Origin of the sequence: Agrobacterium sp. MS2 (genome assembly GCF_003261015.1) — a bacterium.
GTDB classification, from domain to species: Bacteria; Pseudomonadota; Alphaproteobacteria; order Rhizobiales; family Rhizobiaceae; genus Agrobacterium; species Agrobacterium pusense.
On the sequence record NZ_QLNF01000003.1, the window covers coordinates 72,182 to 90,112 of the forward strand.

13 protein-coding genes and 1 other RNA gene are annotated in these 17,931 nt (G+C 59.7%); 7 read left to right on the forward strand and 7 right to left on the reverse strand.

What is annotated here, in order from left to right; translation table 11 throughout:
- Positions 1 to 24: 24 nt before the first annotated feature.
- The 3 genes from DOU54_RS00645 to DOU54_RS00655 all read right to left on the reverse strand — a co-directional run bounded on the left by DOU54_RS00645 (position 25) and on the right by DOU54_RS00655 (position 3,928).
- Entirely contained in the window at positions 25 to 837 is an 813-nt protein-coding gene (locus DOU54_RS00645; RefSeq protein WP_077987447.1) for a glycosyltransferase family 25 protein, read from the reverse strand.
- Between the two features lie 103 nt (positions 838 to 940).
- Positions 941 to 3,415, reverse strand: coding sequence for an ATP-dependent helicase (locus DOU54_RS00650; protein ID WP_113381296.1), 2,475 nt, complete (start codon positions 3,413 to 3,415; stop codon positions 941 to 943).
- Between the two features lie 102 nt (positions 3,416 to 3,517).
- A complete protein-coding gene (locus DOU54_RS00655; RefSeq protein ID WP_004442748.1) occupies positions 3,518 to 3,928 on the reverse strand; it encodes a carboxymuconolactone decarboxylase family protein in 411 nt (136 codons plus the stop codon).
- A gap of 223 nt (positions 3,929 to 4,151) precedes the next feature.
- On the opposite strand from DOU54_RS00655, the gene DOU54_RS00660 reads away from it, so the two are divergent.
- From DOU54_RS00660 to DOU54_RS00675, 4 genes are all read left to right on the forward strand, one after another.
- Positions 4,152 to 5,318 (forward strand): efflux RND transporter periplasmic adaptor subunit, encoded by a 1,167-nt coding sequence (locus DOU54_RS00660; protein ID WP_113381173.1) that lies wholly within the window; start codon positions 4,152 to 4,154, stop codon positions 5,316 to 5,318.
- The gene (locus DOU54_RS00665; protein WP_022556577.1) at positions 5,315 to 8,464 is read left to right on the forward strand and encodes an efflux RND transporter permease subunit; all 3,150 of its coding nucleotides are present in this window, start codon (positions 5,315 to 5,317) and stop codon (positions 8,462 to 8,464) included. The genes DOU54_RS00660 and DOU54_RS00665 overlap by 4 nt, the downstream gene beginning before the upstream one ends.
- Before the next feature lie 131 nt (positions 8,465 to 8,595).
- Positions 8,596 to 10,008 (forward strand): FAD-binding oxidoreductase, encoded by a 1,413-nt coding sequence (locus tag DOU54_RS00670; protein WP_022556576.1) that lies wholly within the window; start codon positions 8,596 to 8,598, stop codon positions 10,006 to 10,008.
- Positions 10,009 to 10,099: 91 nt separating this feature from the next.
- Complete coding sequence (locus tag DOU54_RS00675; RefSeq protein ID WP_113381172.1) at positions 10,100 to 13,798, forward strand: AsmA family protein; 3,699 nt, start codon at positions 10,100 to 10,102, stop codon at positions 13,796 to 13,798.
- Positions 13,799 to 14,172: 374 nt separating this feature from the next.
- On the opposite strand, the gene DOU54_RS00680 is transcribed toward DOU54_RS00675, so the two are convergent.
- The 4 genes from DOU54_RS00680 to ssrA form a co-directional block, all read right to left on the reverse strand.
- Positions 14,173 to 14,382, reverse strand: coding sequence for a ribbon-helix-helix domain-containing protein (locus DOU54_RS00680; protein WP_034498861.1), 210 nt, complete (start codon positions 14,380 to 14,382; stop codon positions 14,173 to 14,175).
- A 106-nt stretch (positions 14,383 to 14,488) separates the two neighbouring features.
- Positions 14,489 to 14,692, reverse strand: a complete 204-nt coding sequence (locus tag DOU54_RS00685; protein WP_035209709.1) for a DUF4169 family protein — start codon at positions 14,690 to 14,692, stop codon at positions 14,489 to 14,491.
- Between the two features lie 38 nt (positions 14,693 to 14,730).
- A complete protein-coding gene (locus DOU54_RS00690; RefSeq protein WP_004442741.1) occupies positions 14,731 to 15,243 on the reverse strand; it encodes an SspB family protein in 513 nt (170 codons plus the stop codon).
- A gap of 230 nt (positions 15,244 to 15,473) precedes the next feature.
- Positions 15,474 to 15,845, reverse strand: a transfer-messenger RNA (tmRNA) gene (gene ssrA, locus DOU54_RS00695).
- A 142-nt stretch (positions 15,846 to 15,987) separates the two neighbouring features.
- Between ssrA and DOU54_RS00700 the strand changes: the two genes are divergently transcribed.
- The 3 genes from DOU54_RS00700 to DOU54_RS00710 all read left to right on the forward strand — a co-directional run bounded on the left by DOU54_RS00700 (position 15,988) and on the right by DOU54_RS00710 (position 17,714).
- Positions 15,988 to 16,296, forward strand: a complete 309-nt coding sequence (locus DOU54_RS00700) for a DUF2853 family protein (protein ID WP_004442740.1) — start codon at positions 15,988 to 15,990, stop codon at positions 16,294 to 16,296.
- A gap of 99 nt (positions 16,297 to 16,395) precedes the next feature.
- Positions 16,396 to 17,190: a thymidylate synthase gene (locus DOU54_RS00705; RefSeq protein ID WP_004442739.1), complete on the forward strand. Its 795-nt coding sequence runs from the start codon at positions 16,396 to 16,398 to the stop codon at positions 17,188 to 17,190.
- A complete protein-coding gene (locus tag DOU54_RS00710; protein WP_004442738.1) occupies positions 17,187 to 17,714 on the forward strand; it encodes a dihydrofolate reductase in 528 nt (175 codons plus the stop codon). The genes DOU54_RS00705 and DOU54_RS00710 overlap by 4 nt, the downstream gene beginning before the upstream one ends.
- The last annotated feature ends 217 nt before the right edge of the window (positions 17,715 to 17,931 follow it).

The window sequence follows — 17,931 nt, forward strand, 5'->3', positions numbered from 1 at the left end:
CCGGCGAAGTGTAAGACGGAGCGATCAATGACCGGCTGGGGCGGCGTCGCCCTTGCCGCGTTCCATTGCAACGCGTGCCCTGGCGACCGCGAAGCGAATACCGCGCAGCAGGAACCGGCTGGTTTCCAGATAGGCCCGATAGGGCAGGACAGTAAAATACCGCCAGCGCGGCAGGCGGTAAATGCGCAGATTGTTCTGGATCTGGCTTTCACCATCCGCATCCTGTGTGGCGCAGAGCGGATAGATGAAGGCGGCCTTCAGGCCGGAGAGATATTCAAGATCGAAGGCGATATCGTAGGCGAGCCGCATCGGGATGAGCTTCGATATCCATTGTCCGGCACGACGGTTGACGAGATAGGCGCCTGAGCCTTTCTCGCGTGTCAGCGCAATGGCGAGCGAGCGACCGTTCGAGAGCGGACGGAACGGAAATTTCCGCCCATTGCTGACCGTCGTGAGACGCAGCAAGTCCCAGTCTGAGCCATTCAGCGCCGCCTCATCAATCGCATTGAGAAAATCATCATCGAAGATCACGTCATCCTCGAGGATGAGCGAGATATCGGCATCGCCTTCCATGAATTTTCGGGCGCAGGCGACATGGCTGAGATAGCAACCGATTTCCGGAGGTGACGTGCGGCGGCCATGCATCAGCATATAGGAAATTTCGCTGAATTCCGGGATTGGATAATTCAGCTCCCTGCCATTGACGCCTGGGATGCGCTCCGCCTTGAGACCCATGGCATCAAGGCGCGCGGTCATATCCGCGAGGCGCTTGGTGGCGCCGTCCATGTTGATCAGGAAAACCGCAAGCTTGCGCTGGCTTTTCGGCAATATATGCAAAGCAGTCCTCACCCGGTTCTCACATCCCATTGCAACTCCTTTATTGCAATGGCGTGACGTGGGCTATGGGAAAAGCGGCCTTCAGGCACTCATAGTTGTTGAATCAAACCTTTTCCACAAATCCATCCAGCACGCGCTTCTGGCCGGCGCGGTCGAAGTCGATGGTGAGCTTGTTCCCCTCGATGGCAGCGATATTGCCGTTGCCGAACTTGATGTGGAAGACGCGGTCGCCGACGAAGAATTTTGACGGCGTGTCGGCCACGGATTTGGCCACCAGTTCCCCATCGATGGTGCGGGTGCGCGGGCCGCTTTCGCCATAGCCAATACGTTCCACCGCATGGCCGGAGCGCGTGCCCCAGTTGTCGCGGGTGGCATCGCTACGGTTCTGCTGCGCACGCTTCCAGCCCGGGGTGGAATAGGTGTTGGCAAAGGGATCTGCCTTGTCGAAACGCGATTGTCCGTAGCCACCACGCCCGCCATAACTGCCGTAATTGCTGTCGGATGCTGCGACATCGACATGGGCGGGCGGCAGTTCATCCAGGAAGCGCGAGGGCAGGGTGGATTGCCACAGCCCGTGAATGCGCCGGTTCGAGACGAACCAGATATGGCAGAGTTTCTTGGCACGCGTAATGCCGACATAGGCAAGACGACGTTCTTCCTCCAGACCGGAGCGGCCGCCTTCATCCAGCGCCCGCTGGTGCGGAAACAGGCCTTCCTCCCAGCCGGGCAGGAAGACGGTGTCGAATTCCAGACCCTTGGCGGAATGCAGCGTCATGATGGAGACGGCATCGAGATTTTCGTTCTGCTCGGCATCCATGACGAGGGCGACATGCTCGAGGAAACCGCGCATGCTTTCAAAGGCTTCCATCGAGCGGATGAGTTCCTTCAGGTTCTCAAGGCGTCCGGGCGCTTCGGCCGTCTTGTCGGCCTGCCACATGGCGGTATAGCCGCTTTCGTCGAGAATCTGCTCGGCAAGCGTGGTGTGCTCGGTGTTTTCGAGCAGACCCTGCCAGCGGCGGAAATCCTGCACCACATCGAACAGCGCCTTGCGCGCCTTCGGCTTCAGCTCGTCGGTTTCGATGATGTCGGCCGCCGCCGCCAGCATCGGAATGTCGCGGGCACGCGCATAGTCGTGCAGGTTGCGGATCGTCGTATCGCCAAGGCCGCGCTTCGGCGTATTGACGATCCGCTCGAAGGCGAGATCGTCGGCCGGCTGGCAGACGAGGCGAAAATAGGCCATGGCATCGCGGATTTCGAGGCGCTCATAAAAGCGCGGGCCGCCGATGACGCGGTAATTGAGGCCGAGCGTGACAAAACGGTCTTCGAATTCGCGCATCTGGAAGGAGGCGCGGACGAGGATCGCCATGTCGTTCAGCAGGTGACCCTTGCGCTGAAGCTGCTCGATCTCTTCGCCGACTGCGCGGGCTTCCTCCTCGGAATCCCAGGCCGCATGCACCACGACCTTTTCGTCGTCAGGGCTGCTGCGTTCGGTAAACAGCGTCTTGCCGAGGCGTCCCTCATTATGCGCGATGAGGTGGCCGGCCGCGCCGAGAATATGCTCGGTGGAGCGGTAATTGCGTTCGAGCTTGATGACCTTGGCGCCGGGAAAATCCTTGTCGAAGCGCAGGATGTTGTCCACTTCCGCGCCGCGCCAGCCATAGATCGACTGGTCGTCGTCACCCACACAGCAGACGTTTTGCGGCTCGCCCTTGGCGCGCTGCGCAAGCAGCCGCAGCCACATATATTGCGCCGTGTTGGTGTCCTGATATTCGTCCACCAGAATGTAACGGAACTTCTGGTGATACTCCTTCAGAATATCCGTATGGCGGCGGAAGATGCTGATCGGGTGCATCAGAAGATCGCCGAAATCGCAGGCATTCAGCGTTTTCAGCCGGTTCTGATAGGCGGTATAGAGCTCGCGGCCCTTGCCATTGGCGAAGGCGCGGCTGTCTCCTTCAGGAATATCCGGCGGCGTCAGGCCCTTGTTCTTCCAGCCGTCGATCATGCCGGCGAACTGTTTGGCCGGCCAGCGCTTGTCATCGAGACCTTCGGCCTGGATGAGCTGCTTGATCAGCCGCACCACGTCATCCGTATCGAGAATGGTGAAATCCGACTTCAGGCCGACGAGTTCGGCGTGACGACGCAACAGCTTGACGCCGATGGAGTGGAACGTGCCGAGCCAGGGCATGCCCTCGACCGCGCCGCCGACGAGAACGCCGATGCGTTCCTTCATCTCGCGGGCGGCCTTGTTGGTGAAGGTCACGGCGAGGATCTGGCTGGGATAGGCCCGGCCCGTTGCGAGAATATGGGCAATGCGGGTTGTCAGAACACGGGTCTTGCCGGTGCCGGCGCCGGCGAGGACGAGAACCGGCCCGTCCAGCGTTTCCACGGCATCGCGCTGTTCCGGGTTGAGGCCGGAAAGATAATCGGGTGCGGCACGCGTTTGATCGCGCGCAGCCATGGCGCGGGCGGCAATGCCAAGCCCGCCGCCGTTTTCCGAAGGGGCATTGTTCGTCGCCCTGCGCGGCGCCACGGGTTCCTCATCGAAGAACGGCATATCGTCAAAACTGTTGCTCATGCGGCCCAATGTAGTGATTCGGGATATAAAGGCCAGAACCGTGTTCTGCTTTTATTCCGGTATCGCTGCTCAAAATGCCTATTCCAAGGCATTATTTCGGGTTCATGCCCTCTGATCGGCATCAAAAGCGGCATCGACAGGCACTTGAAGGGCCACCGCAAGCTGGTTGGTCTTGGCGGCGAGCGCGATAATCCGCATCAGATCGGCATGCTGTTCATTCGTCATGCCCTTGGCTTTCGCGGCCGCCGTATGGGAATGGGCACAATAGGAGCAGCCATTGGTGACGGACACTGCGATGTAAAGCATTTCCTTCACCAGCGGGTCGAGCGCCGAGGGTGTCGCCATCACCGCCTTGACCTCGGCCCATGTCTTTTCCAGAAGATCAGGATCAAAGGCGAGGTAAAGCCACATATTGTTGATGAAGTCCGATTTGCGGGTGGTGCGGATATCATCGAACACCGCTTTCACGCGCGGATCGGCTTCGGGATTTTGTGTTTTCGTGACGGTGCTCATGGCTTCCTCCGGCTCATTTCGTGCTGACAGACTACCGCGCTGAACAATATTTGCGATAATATAGCGTTTATGGTGTGCTCGACGAGAATCCATCACAAATTACAATTACGTAAGAAACGTATTTGTGCGTTGCCTCGTTTTAAACGACGGGGAATACTGCTGATGTCCCGAAGCCTGTGCTTCAGGGGCTTTCTTATGCTGCGATGATCAACCGGAGAACTATATGCGGGTCTGGAAACAGGTGGGTGTCAGTCTGGCCGTGGTGGGGGCAGGTCTCTGTCTCTGGGGCGTCTATTCGCCCGACGCCCGCAATATGCTCGCCAGCATCGGGCTGGTCAAAGCACCCGCTGCTTCGGTCGAAGTCGCCGCAGCCGGCGGACCGGCGGCCGGCGCGCCGACGGGACAGAATGCGGGTGGCGCACGCCGCAACAATAACGCCACACTGGTTGTGACCGCCCCTGTGAAGAAAGGCACGGTCAACGACCGGTTGAACGCCATCGGCAATGGCGAGGCGATCCAGTCGGTCGTCGTCATGCCGCAGGTTTCCGGCACGCTTTCTGAAATTCGTACATCGTCCGGTGCACGCGTCGTGAAGGGGCAGGTGCTGGCGCGGCTCGATGACGAGGAGCAGGTGATCGAACGCGACAAGGCGCAGGTGGCGCTGCGCAGCGCCGTCGAAAAATCCAATTCCTACAAGAACCTGAAATCCGTTTCGCGCCTCGACGTGCTGGATGCCCAGATTGCCGAAGAAGCCGCCAAGCTTGCGCTGAGCACCGCCGAACTCAATCTCAAGCGGCGTGATATTGTCGCGCCCATCGAAGGCGTGGCCGGTATCGTCGCCGCCAATATCGGTGACAATGTCACGACGCAGTCCACCATTGTCAGCATTGACGACCGGTCTGAAATTCTCGTCAATTTCTGGGCTCCCGAGCGTTTCGCGACTGCGATCAAGATCGGCATGCCGGTGGAGGCCACGTCGATTTCGCGCCCGGGTGAGACTTTCAAGGGGGAGATCGAGGCCGTCGACAACCGTGTCGACGAGGCGAGCCGCACCATCCGCATCCGGGCGAAGTTCGGAAATGAGAAGGATGAGCTCAGGGCGGGCATGTCATTCGGCGTCACCATGCGCTTCGCCGGGGAAACTTATGCCTCGGTTGATCCGCTGGCCGTGCAGTGGGATGCGGAAGGCTCCTATGTCTGGCGTGTGGCTGACAATAAATCCAACAAGGTGCGGGTGCAGATCGTGCAGCGCAACCCGGATGCCGTTCTCGTCAAGGCTGAACTGGCGGAAGGCGAACCTGTCGTGATTGAGGGCCTGCAGCGCGTGCGCGAAGGCGCGGCGGTGCGGGTCGGCAACCAGCCCAAGCCCGAGGAGGTTGCCAGCCAATGACGACCCAGCCGCCTTCCGGTCAGGATTCCAAGCTCGCCTTTACCGCATTGTTCGTGCGTCGGCCAATTCTGGCAGCGGTCCTTAACACGCTGCTGGTCGTTGCCGGCCTCGCCGCTCTGGTCGGCGTCGAAGTGCGCGAACTGCCCGACGTCGACCGGCCGACGATCAGCGTCAGGACCACGTATGAAGGTGCCGCGCCTGAAACGATCGATCAGGAGGTAACGCAGACCATCGAAGGTGCGGTGGCGCGTGTCAGCGGCATCAAATCCATCGCGTCCAACTCACAATTCGGCACCAGCCGCGTGACGATGGAATTCGGCGACAATGTCGACATGGCCGTTGCGGCCAATGATGTGCGCGATGCCATTGGCCGCGTCACCAACCAGTTGCCTGACGATGCTGACGAGCCGCAAATCATCAAGGCGGATTCCGACAGCCAGCCGATCATGCGGCTTGCCGTCACCTCGTCCACGCTCAGTATGGAAGATCTGACAAAGCTGGTGGATGACGAAATCATCGACCGTCTGGCTGCCGTCGATGGTGTGGCCGATGTGGAGCTTTACGGCGACCAGGAAAAGGTCTTTCGCGTCGATCTCAATCAGGCAGCATTGGCGAGCCGCGGTTTGACGGTGACCGATGTTTCCAACGCGCTTGCAAGCGCTGCCCTCGATGTTCCGGCGGGTTCGCTGAAAAGCACGACGCAGGATATCGTCGTGCGCGCCACCGCGAGCCTGACAAAGCCCGAGGATTTTTCCAATCTTCTCATCAAGAACAATATCCGCCTCAGGGACGTGGCGACCGTCATGCTGGGGGCGGACGACGAATCCACGTCGCTGCGCTCGAACGGCGTTCAGGGCGTCGGTCTTGGCATCATCCGCCAGGCACAGTCAAACACGCTCAGTATCTCGACCGGTGTGAAAGCCGCCGTCGACGCCATGTCGGCCAATCTGCCGGAGGGCACGCGTGTCGTCGTGACCAGTGACGATGCCGTCTTCATCGAAGGCGCGCTGCACGAGGTCGAACTGGCGCTCGGGCTCTCGGCGATCATCGTCGTTGTGGTGCTTTATCTCTTCCTGCGCGACTGGCGCGCCACCCTCATTCCGGCGATCACCATGCCGGTGGCGCTGATTGGCACCATCGTCGCCATTTATATGGTCGGCTTCTCCGTCAATATCCTCACACTGCTCGCCATCGTTCTGGCAACTGGTCTGGTGGTCGATGACGCCATCGTTGTGCTGGAAAATATCGTGCGCCGCCGGGCGGAAGGCATGGGGCCCCGGGCCGCTGCCGTTCTCGGCACCCAGGAGGTGTTTTTCGCCGTCATCGCGACGACGGCGACGCTGGCTGCCGTGTTCATTCCGCTTTCTTTCCTGCCGGGTCAGCTTGGCGGCCTGTTCCGTGAATTCGGTTTTGTCCTGGCCTTCGCGGTGGGTTTGTCCTCCATCGTGGCACTGACGCTGTGCCCGATGCTTGCTTCGCGCATGCTGAAGGAGGGGCTGAAGGAGCCGACTGGGCCGCTCGCCTGGTTCGGTAATGTCTTTGCCTCCACATACAAGTCGACGCTGTCCGCCTGCCTCAACAACCCCCTCATCGTCATCGTCGTTGCGCTCATCTTTTCCGGCCTGTCGTGGATCGCCTTCGGCATGATCCAGAGTGAATTGACGCCGCGCGAGGACCGCGCCTCTATCATGATGCGGGTCACCGCGCCGCAGGGCGTCAGCCTCGAATATACCCGCGACCAGTTGCAGCGGATCGAAGAAAACCTGCAGCCGCTTCGCGACAGCGGGGAAATCCGTAACATCTACTCCATCACTGGCATGAACGGCTCGTCCAATACCGGCTTCATGGTGCTGACGCTGGCGCCCTGGGCCGACCGAGATCGCACTCAGAACCAGATCGCTGCCGATGTCACCTCTGCCGCCAACAAGGTTCCGGCGTTGCGGGGCAACGCGATGCAGCCGAACAGCCTCCGCATTCGCGGCGCCGGCAACGGATTGCAGATGGCGATGGTCGGCAGCAATTATGCGGCGCTGACAGAGGCGACGCAGAAATTGCTGCTTTCCATGGAAGAAAGCGGCCTGTTTGATACGCCACGTTTCGACAACGAACCCAATCAGGCGCAGATTTCGGTCTCCATCGACCGTGAGCGCGCGTCTGATCTCGGGATCGACATCACCGGCCTCTCTCGCGCCATGCAGTCGCTGCTGGAAGGGCGCTCGATTGTCGACGTCTTCGTGGATGGCGATGCGATCCCGGTGCGGCTCCTGTCCTCCACCCGGCCGATCAATGATCCGACCGATCTTGAGAATGTCTTCCTGAAGACGGGCGACGGCAAGATCGTGCCGATGTCGGTCATCGCGTCGCTCAAGGAAAATGCGGTTGCGCCGCAGCTCAACCGCGAACAGCAGCTTCCTTCCGTCGGCTTTACTGCCAACCTCAAGGACGGCGTTTCGCTGGGCGAGGCGCTGCAAAAGGTGAACGAGCTCTCGCAATCCGTCCTGCCGCCCGGTGCACGCTTGCTGCCGCTGGGCGAGGCTGCGACACTGGAGGAGAATTCGAGCGGCATGCTGCTGACCTTCGGTTTCGCGATTGCCATCATCTTCCTCGTGCTTGCCGCGCAGTTCGAAAGCGTGCTGAGTTCGATCATCATCATGTCAACGGTGCCGCTCGGCCTTGCCTGTGCCGTCATCGCGCTGCTCGTCACCGGCTCCAGCCTCAATGTCTACAGCCAGATCGGCCTCGTGCTGCTCGTTGGCGTCATGGCGAAGAACGGTATCCTGATTGTTGAATTCGCCAACCATCTGCGCGATCAGGGTGCGACCGTGCGGGAAGCTATCGAAAAAGCCACCAGCATCCGTCTGCGTCCTGTCATGATGACGATGATCGCGACCATCCTTGGCGGCGTGCCGCTGGTTCTGGCGCAGGGAGCCGGCGCCGAGGCGCGCATCGCGCTCGGCTGGGTCATCGTCGGCGGACTGGGCTTCGCGACGCTGGTGACGCTTTACATCACACCGGTCTCCTACCTGCTGATCGCCCGCTTCGCCAAACCGCAAGCGGATGAGGAAATCCGCCTTCACCGCGAACTGGAACTTGCCGCCCGCCGCAAGGCGCTGGAAGAGGACAAGCCGCTGCTTGCTGCGGAATAAAAACGGTTGCCGCCTTGCCGTCTGGCGCCATTGCGCGGCTGGACAAAGCGTTAACCTTATCCCATACCACCTGACGGAATTTCGTAACGGATCGAATCCTTTACGGGCTGATGTTGCGGTGGAGACGGACGATGGCGTTGAAAGATGTGGTGGCGGGAAAGCGTAACGAAGAGGGCATTGCGTCTGCGCTCGCCGTTCTGAAGCAGCAACTCGGCGACAGGCTCCAGACCGGACAGGCGTTTCGGGAGCAGCACGGCCACACCACCACCTATCTGACGCTCCAGGCGCCTGACGGCGTCGTTTTTGCCGAGAGTGCTGATGATGTGAAGGCCGTCGTGAAGGTCTGCTCGCAATATAAGGTGCCGGTGATTCCGTTTGGGACGGGGTCTTCGCTGGAAGGGCAGGTGAATGCGCCCAGCGGCGGAATCTGCATCGATTTCAGCCGGATGAATCGCATCATTGAGGTGAATGCCGAAGATCTTGATGTGACGGTGGAGCCGGGCGTGACGCGCGAGGACCTCAATGTCTATCTGCGCGATACCGGCCTGTTCTTCCCGATCGATCCCGGCGCCAATGCCTCGATCGGCGGCATGGCCTCGACACGCGCTTCCGGCACCAATGCCGTGCGTTACGGCACGATGAAGGACAATGTGCTCGCCGTTACCGCCGTCGTCGCCAACGGCGAGGAAATCCGCACCGCGCGCCGCGCTCGCAAGTCGTCTGCCGGCTATGACCTGACGCGGCTTTTCGTGGGGGCCGAGGGGACGCTCGGCGTCATCACTTCTGTGACGCTGCGGCTGCAGGGCATACCGGAAAAGATCGCCGGCGGCGTCTGCACATTCGACAGCATCAAGGCGGCCTGCGATGCCGTCATCATGACGATCCAGATGGGGGTTCCGGTTGCCCGTATCGAATTGCTCGACGAGGTCCAGGTTCGGGCCTGCAATGCCTATTCCGGCCTGAACTATGCGGAGAAGCCGACACTTTTCGTGGAGTTCCACGGCACCGAGGAAACGGCGGCGCTACAATCGCAGCAGTTCGCAGAAATCGCGGCTGAATGCGGAAGCATCGACTTCCGCTGGACAAGCGATGCCGCCGAACGCAACAAGCTCTGGAAGGCGCGGCACGACGCCTATTGGGCCTCGCGGGCGCTTGCGCCCCATCTCGACGGGCTTTCCACCGATGTCTGCGTGCCGATTTCGAGGCTGGCGGATTGCGTGGTTGAAACGCAGCTGGATATCCAGGAAAACGGCTTTCTCGCACCGATCGTCGGCCATGCCGGCGACGGGAACTTTCATGTCCTTATTCTGTTCGATGGAAAAGATGCGGAAAGCGTAGCGAAAACCGAAGCCTTCGTTGCCCGTCTCAACCGCCGCGCCATCGCCATGGACGGCACCTGCACCGGCGAACACGGCATAGGACAGGGCAAGATGAGTTTCCTCGCCGAAGAGGCCGGCAATGCATTGGATGTGATGCGCGCCATCAAAATGTCGCTCGACCCGGACAACATTTTCAATCCGGGCAAGTTGTTCCGTCTTGTCTGATCGTTCTCACATTTGATTGGTACAAAAGGCTGCTTGCCGTTAAGGCAAAAAAGAATAGGTTTGCAGCGTTCGTGAAGGGAGATGCAGGTCAGTGCTCGGGCGTATTCTGGTTTTTCTGGGCGGACTGCTGGCGGTGGTGCTGTTTTCGGCGCTGCTTATTCCCTATTTCGTCGACTGGACGGATTTCCGCCGTGATTTTGAGGATCAGGCGAGCCGTATTCTCGGCAAGAAGGTTGTCGTGCATGGCCGCGTCGAGGCCCGCATCCTGCCGTTCCCTTCGGTAACGTTGCATGATGTCCGGGCCGGGACGGATGCCGATGGATCGCCGCTCATCCAGGTCGCGCGTTTTTCCATGGACGCCGAGCTCGCGCCCTTCCTTTCCGGCGAGGCGCGCATCTTTGACATGCGCATCGAGGAACCCAAGGCGAAGATCAGGCTGCTGAAAGACGGCACGCTGGACTGGATGCGTGGCAGCCGCGCGGAAATTCCCGCCCGAACCGTGGTTCTGGAAAGCGTGCAGATTGAGGGCGGACAGATCGAGTTCATCGACGAGCAATCGGGCCGCAACCGCCTGATCACCGGTCTTACTGCCGATATGTCCGCCAATTCGCTGGCCGGACCATGGAAGGCGGACGGGCGGGCTGCCGTCGACGGGCATCCCGGCTCTTTCTCCCTTTCAAGCAGCGAACCTGATTATGCCAATGGCCGCATGGGCCTTCGCGTCCGCGTCGTGCCGGATGAGCATCCCGTCGAGGTCGATCTGGATGGCGTCATCGCCGCAGCAGCGGGAAAGCCCGCCTATAGCGGTTCCTTTTCTTTCAGCTTCAGGGAAGACGAAAAGCAGAAAAAGGCCGGGCAATCGCTCTTCTCCTCGCCGCGCACCCGCGGCAGTTTTGAACTGACCAATGAGAGCGTGCGTATACCGAGCTACCGCATGGAACTCGGCGGTAACGAAAATCCCTATGTCGTGACCGGAGAGGCGACGCTCGATACCGGCGCCAAGCCCGAATTCCTGCTGACGGCCGATGGCCAGCAGATTGATGTCGCACGTTTTGCGCCGCCCGTCGTGCAGACGGGCAAGACCTCGCGCCAGCCCACTGTTTCCGTGCGCCAGCGCATCGAGGCTTTCGCCGCCATGGTGGCGCGCATTCCCGTACCGCCGGTGCCGGGCAAGGCGAGCATCAGCCTTCCCGCCCTGGTTTCCGACGACACGACCATTCGTGACATCCGGCTGGATGTTCGGCCGCAGGGCAGCGGCTGGCAGGTGGTGAATGCGGTGGCGACGTTGCCAGGAAGAACCCAGCTGGAGGCCAAGGGATCGTTGACCCTGCTTGGTGGTCCGGCCTTCAACGGCAATATGCTCGTTGCGTCCAACCAGCCCTCGGGGCTGGCGAACTGGCTTTCCGGTTCCGTCGATCCGGCCATCCGGCAACTCAATGCCGCCGGCTTTTCTGCCGATGTCTCGTTGACGACGCTGAACCAGCGCTTCGACAATCTGGAGCTCGCCATCGGCGACGCGTCGCTGAAAGGCGAGCTGGAACGGCGCTCCGACGGCAAGACCTCCAATCTTTCGATCGATCTTGCGGGCAACGAAATCGACCTGGACGCGCTGAAGGCACTCGGCAGTCTGGCGCTCGGCGATCAGGTCGGAAGCTCGGTTCTCGACCACCGCATTACTGCGAAGTTCAAGGCCGACCGGTTCAACATAGCCGGGGTGACCGCCAATCACGTCGAGACCGCCTTCACGATGGCGGGCGGGGTTCTTTCGCTGGAAAATATGACGGCCGGCGATATCGCCGGTGCAGAGGTCAGGGCAAGAGGCGAATTGCAGGGCTCGTTGCTGAAATATGCGGGCAAGGGCACGGTGAACCTGCACGCGGCGGATATGCAGCCCTTCTTTACGATGCTGCAGCAGAAATTGCCTGCTCATCCCTTCCTCAGCCGTCTGGCGGCCAGCGCGCCATGGTACGCCAATTCCGACCTTGCAATGGATGTCTCGGTCAACAGCGAAAACGGCGGCGCCAATGTTGCCGTCTCCGGTACCGTTAACGGCAGCCGGCTGTCCGCCGTCGCCAAGATGCCGGATTTCCTGTCGATCACCGATGACACGGCCATGTCGCTGGAAGCTGTCTTGAAAAACCAGTCGACGGCCATCCTGTTCGGCCAGGCCGGGCTTGACCCGTTGCCCTTCGACGCTGACGGCGAGGGCCTCCTGTCCGTCAAGCTCAATGGCACGCTCGGCGCGCCGGCACAGACCGATATCCGCTTCTCGACGGAACGCACACATTTTTCGGCGAACGGCTCCTTTGCCGTTTCAGCCGCCAATTTCGGCGAGGGCAGTGCCGATGTCGTTCTCGAAAGCGCTGATATCGAGCCCTATCTCATCATGAATGCCGTTGGGCTGCCGCAGCTCGGCGGGGGCATGGCGGTGAAGGCCAATGCGAAAGTTGCGGTGGATGGACAAAAAATTGCGCTTTCTTCTGTCGGCGGACAGGCAGGCGGTAATCCCTTCTCCGGCAATCTGACGTTCGAACGCGCCGCGCCCCATTCCGTCAGCGGCGATCTCTCAGTCCGGACCGCCGATCTCGCCTGGCTTGGCGACGCAATCTATGGTCCGGTGATCGATCCGGAAACCGGGGGCCTCAATGCCAAGCCGCTGGCCATGCCGGCCTTCCCGCAGCTCAAGGCGTCTCTGTCGCTCAAGGCGGAAAGCTTCGAGGCTGGACCTTTCGGCACTGTCACGGGTTTGACGGCCAAGGTAACGCATGATTCGGGCAGTCTCGCACTCGACGACATCACCGGCGGCTTCATGGGCGGCAAGATTGCAGGACGGTTTGCGATGTCCACGGGCGAGGGGGCGGGCATTTTCCGCACCAAGATCGCGGTAACCGACGCCAATCCGGAGCCGATCCTTTGGGCGAATGCGAACGGTCCGGTTGCGACCGGCCGCGTGGCCATTGATCTCACGGCAGAATCGACCGGCAAAAGCGTTGGTGAAATGCTGAAATCAGCGGGTGGCTCGGGTGAAATCCGGGCCAGCGGGCTGGTGCTGAAGGGGCTCAATCCCGGTGCCCTGCCGCCAATCCTTCAGGCGGCGGATGGCTTGCAGCAGCCGATCGATGCTCCGAAAGTTCGGCCGCTGGTGGACCAGAGCCTGTGGCAGGGCGAGATCGGGCTCGGCGATGTATCCCTGCCGTTCTCGGTGAATGGTGGTGCGCTGCATTTCCAGAATTTGCGGGCGGCGATCGATCCATTGACGCTGACAGCCGATGCGACGGTTGATCTTGCTGCTTTCACGGTGAATGGCGACTTCGATCTCCTGTTCAATCCCGGCACCGAAACGGTTGCCGGCGCCGAACCGTCTTTGCGCCTGAATTACAACGGTCCGCTTGCTGCGCCAGCCCTGACGACCGACGTTTCGGCGCTCACCAACTACCTGTCCCTGCGGGCCTTCGAAAAGGAGCGGCGCAGGGTGGAGGCAATGCAGGCAAGCGTTCTTGAAAAGCAACGCCTGCGCCGCGAAGTGGCGCTTTATCGTTTCCAAGCGGCTGAGCGGCAGGCGGAAAAGGAACGGGCGGAGGCGGAAGCCAAGGCGAAGGCAGAGGAAGAAGCGCGGCTGAAGGCTGCTGCCGAAGAACGTCTGCGGCAGGAAAAAGAACAGCAGGAACGGTTGCAGCAGCAACAGCAGCAGCCCGTGCCGCAGCCGCAGTCAGCGCCGGTTCTGGTGGTGCCACCGACGGAAAATGCAATCCGGGAACTCGCCCCGGAAAATGCTCCCGCCAATCCGTAATTTTCCGAAAAGGGCTCGGCGTCGCTTTTCATTTCTTCTTCGGTTCCATGTCCGCGGTCTGGACCGGCTCCGGTCGCTACCCCGCAATCCGGACTTTCAGGTCCGAAACGGTTGAAGAGACAGTGAATGAAGGGGAGAAAGCTTGGCTGTTCCCGGAGAAACCCTGGGTATCCCATCGGGGGATGTCTGGACAGCGAGGTTTCGGACAAAGGCTGGAAACAAGGCTACGCAATACGGGAATGCCTTGCAGCGCAGATTAGTCCGCCAATGTTTAATGAATACTTTCGCAGCGTTACCAGTTTTCGGCGGGAATGTTTTGTAGTCGGCGAACATAAATTGCGGGGCTGGCGTCGCCGGGTGACTCCGTCGTGAATTTATCGGGTCTTCAGCCAGTTCAGCACATAAACGCGTAGCGACGAAGACAGATTGCTGTCGGAGGGGCGGTTGTCATCGATTTCGGCCAACAGGGCTGCGAAACTGATCTTGCGCCTTTCCGCGATGATTTTCAGCTCATCCCAAAAGGCGTCCTCAAGCGAAATACTGGTCCGGTGGCCGTGCAACGTCGCGGAATGCTTGCGGATCATCAGATCGGTCTTTGGCTGGAAATCTGAATCATGTTTTGCCGGCAAGCCCCTGTTTTACGATTCTTTTCCGATTTGCTGGCCCTGTCTGTCCCTCGGCAGGCCGGTCTCAGTCCTTCCGGGGCTCGTGAGCGTCGTTTTCGAGCCGGCCCTGGTCAAGTGCCTTTTCGGCCTTTTCATTCAGGGCTGATGTGAGGTTCTTTTCGGCTTTGGTGCGTCCGAAGGACAGGCGGTTCTGCTCCGCCTGTTTTTCTTTTTCGCTGCGGGCTTTCTGCTTCCGGAACTGGCGCAGATTGACGATATCGGCGGCCATGCGGATACGTCTCCTCGGGTTTCGCGCTCAGGCAGGCGTTATTGCTTCTTGCGGAAAGCATCCAGCGAGACGACGGAGCCTTCCTTCTTTTCCTCGCCGGCCTTGGGCGTTTCGGAAGCGGAAGCCGGCTTCGCCTCGTGCGACACCGGATATGCGGTGATTTCCGCGTCTTCCGCTTCTTCCTCGTCCGCCAGGGGGACATCGAACTCAAGTTCGAAATTCACGGAAGGATCGTAGAAACCGCGGATGGCATTATAGGGAATGACGAGCTTTTCCGGTGTATCGGAGAAGGAGAGACCGATTTCGAAGCCGGTTTCGGTGACCTTCAGGTCCCAGAATTGATGCTGGATGACAATGGTCATCTGCTCGGCATATTTCGCCTTGAGGTGCTGCGAAATCCGCACACCGGGTGCACCGGTCAAGAAGGTAATGAAGAAATGGTGGTCGCCGGGAAGGCGGCCGGTGGCGGCCACTTCGCCCAATACCTTACGAATAACGCCGCGAAGGGCATCCTGTGCGAGAATGTCGTAACGGATATGATCCTGCCCCATGCGGTCCTGTCTTTCCCTTATTCGAACGTCTTTTTCATGCGCGGAGCGCCTTGGCTACCAAGGACGCTGTAACACTTTGAATCTCTGCGTAATCCTTGAGCCGGGATCAATTCCGATCCGGATGGTTACGCTTTGCTCAAGTATACGCAATGTCCCGAACGGCAGCAATGGAAAAGCCGATGCTGTTCGCAAGTCAGCTATCATATAACCAATTCAGGCAAAATGGAGAAGGTGGAGGTTTCTGTTGCCAGGTACCTCCGAACCCCGCCTCACGGGGCTAACCGTGAGGGCTTTAGAGCGGAATTCCCGCACCGCCATTAGGCAGCGAGAGCGTATTCCTTAGCGTTGTTGTCGTTTGCAACTACACTTGTGACCCGATAACGGCGGTATCATGCCGAGCAAAAGTTCGATCTTTACACCCTTGTCGATCCTATTTCGCCCCCATCAAAAGCCGGCCTTTCATCGTAAAGCCGCCGGTTTTTGGTGGAGGCGCCGGGTACCGCCCCCGGGTCCAATAGGTTTATTACACCGACCGTTTATCGCCATAGCCGGGTTGCCCCGGCAAGGCTCATATAGGCGTTTCGACCGGCTGAGAAAAGGGGGGAGATGACAATTCGATGAAAAGGTTTCGTGTTTGACGCCGGCAATTTAGACAATTCTTGACGACGAGGGATTGCTGTCTCATTCTCCCTGCAACCGGTCATTAGAAGCAACACCGGGCCGGGGACACACGAAGGAGTGGACATGACTGACTATCTCGCAGATGTGAAGAAATACGATGCAGCAGCCGACGAAGCCGTTGTCGGCAAGATCGTCAAACATCTCGGCATTGCCCTGCGCAACCGGGATTCCTCGCTGGTGTCCGCGTCCGATCCGGAAGAGCTTGCACGTGTGAAGGCGAGCTGGTGCGGCAAGAAGCTTGGTGTCACCGATGACAGCGCCGACAAGGCAATCGATGCCGTTGCGAAAGCCATGGCCGCCGACCGCTCAAAATCGCGCGTGACCTTTTATTACCTGGTCGCCAAGGAACTCGGAAAGCTTCAGTCGCTCTGATTTTCCCGGAAAAACGGGGATAAGCGTTTCCCCGGTGATTGGTTCTGCCGCCCTGTGCTATTATATCTGCCTGATATCAGGGAATCGGCGGCAGAACGCATGAAACAATATCTCGATCTTCTCCGGCATGTGATGGAAACCGGCTCCGACCGCGGAGACCGCACCGGCACCGGCACGCGCTCGGTGTTCGGTTACCAGATGCGTTTCGACCTTGCAGAGGGGTTTCCGGTCCTCACCACCAAGAAGCTGCATCTGCGGTCCATTATCCATGAACTCCTGTGGTTCCTGAACGGCGATACCAATATCGCCTATCTCAAGGAAAACGGCGTTTCCATCTGGGATGAATGGGCTGATGAGAACGGCGATCTAGGCCCGGTCTATGGCGCACAGTGGCGGTCCTGGCCCGCGCCGGACGGACGCCACATCGACCAGATCGCGCTTCTGATCGAGGGCCTGAAAACCAACCCGAACTCGCGCCGTCATATTGTCTCCGCCTGGAACCCGGCGCTGGTGGACGAGATGGCGCTGCCGCCCTGCCACTGCCTGTTCCAGTTCTATGTTGCTGACGGAAAGCTCTCCTGCCAGCTTTACCAGCGTTCCGCCGATATTTTCCTCGGCGTGCCGTTCAACATCGCGTCCTATGCTCTTTTGACTCTGATGGTCGCGCAGGTGGTTGGTCTGAAACCGGGCGATTTCGTCCACACGCTCGGTGATGCGCATATCTATGCCAACCATTTCGAACAGGCGCGGCTGCAGATGACTCGCACGCCGAAGGCCTTGCCGACGATGCGCCTCAATCCTGATGTTAAGGACCTTTTCGGCTTTAAATTCGAAGACTTTACGCTGGAAAACTACGAGGCCGATTCAAGCATCAAGGCACCGATCGCGGTATGACCGAGCCGCGTATCATCATCATCGTCGCAGTGTCCGAGAACGGCGTCATCGGCCGCGACCTCGACATGCCGTGGAAGCTTTCCACCGACCTCAAGCGCTTCAAGGCGATGACGATGGGCAAGCCGCTCATCATGGGCCGCAAGACGTTTTTATCCGTCGGCGAGCGTCCGTTGCCCGGCCGCCCGCATATCATCGTCAGTCGTAATGCCGATTACCGGCCGCAGGGTGTCGATGTCGTCTCATCACTGGAGGAGGCCTTGAAGCTCGCCAAAAGCAAGGCTGCGGAACTCCGCGTGGATGAGGTCTTCGTGGCCGGTGGTGGAGAGATCTACCGTCAGGCCATGCCCTTCGCCGATCAACTTTCCGTCACCCACGTCGCGGTAAAGCTCGATGGCGACACTTTTTTCCCGGAGATCGATCCCGTCGTTTTTGAGAAAACCGAGGAAATCCCGGCTCCCGCTGGGGAAAAGGACAATTATCCCGTTCTGTTTACCACGTATATGCGGAGAGCCGCGGCAAAGTGAACTATTTACCCAGATTGGGTATTTAGTTACCACCTCTGCGTTGAAACGAACGCTTCTCCTTCCTATAACGGGTCGATATTCCCGCCGCACGCGAGCAATCGCTTTCGAACGGAACCGGGAGAGGCTTTTACAAAGAGGTATTGATGCCCTGGAGCAATCAGAATGGCGGCGGCGGCCCATGGGGCGGCGGCGGTGGAGGAAACAACCAGGGCGGCGG